2 protein-coding genes (1 of these 2 cut by a window edge) are annotated in these 494 nt (G+C 26.6%); both read right to left on the reverse strand.

Going from position 1 to position 494, the window contains the following annotated elements; all coding sequences use genetic code 11:
* Positions 1-149, reverse strand: part of the annotated coding region (locus G3997_RS04915; RefSeq protein WP_330616298.1) for a 5'-nucleotidase C-terminal domain-containing protein (this coding region is incomplete at its 3' end). Its footprint begins 272 nt before the window's first position; 149 of its 421 annotated nt are in view.
* A 200-nt stretch (positions 150-349) separates the two neighbouring features.
* A partial coding sequence (locus tag G3997_RS11645; protein WP_296649387.1) for a TatD family hydrolase occupies positions 350-494 on the reverse strand: 145 nt, incomplete at its 5' end.

Consider the following 494-nt stretch of genomic DNA (forward strand, 5'->3'; position numbering starts at 1 on the left):
ATTAAATCTTGTTCTTCAGTTGAGTTAGGGTCTATTGTATTAAACATATTAGCACAGAACTCTAAATATTCTTTTACATCTGCACCATTTAATTTTATAACTGCAAAARTATTGTTATCAAATGTATATAAATTTGATATATCTCTTATAGTAACTCCTCCTTTTAACTGTTGTTACGTCATCTCTTCCTTCTACTACTATTATTTCTTTTATCATATAAATTTCACCTTTTCCGCTCATTTTTAACTTAGTATCTTTATATTTTAAGCCTTATATGTATTTTTATCAAGTAAAAATAAAGCTATAGTGCAATTATGCACCATAGCTTTTATTTTAATAAATATAATTTTTATTTTATATTAAATAATCTCTTTGCATTTTCCTTAGTAGCTTCACAGACTTTTTCATAAGATATTCCCTTTTCTTGAGCTATCTTATCTGCAACGAATGCTACTAATGATGGGTCATTTCTTTTACCTCTATGTGGCTCTGGA

The sequence above is a fragment of the Romboutsia sp. 13368 genome, from assembly GCF_018336475.1.
Classification (GTDB): Bacteria; Bacillota; Clostridia; order Peptostreptococcales; family Peptostreptococcaceae; genus Romboutsia.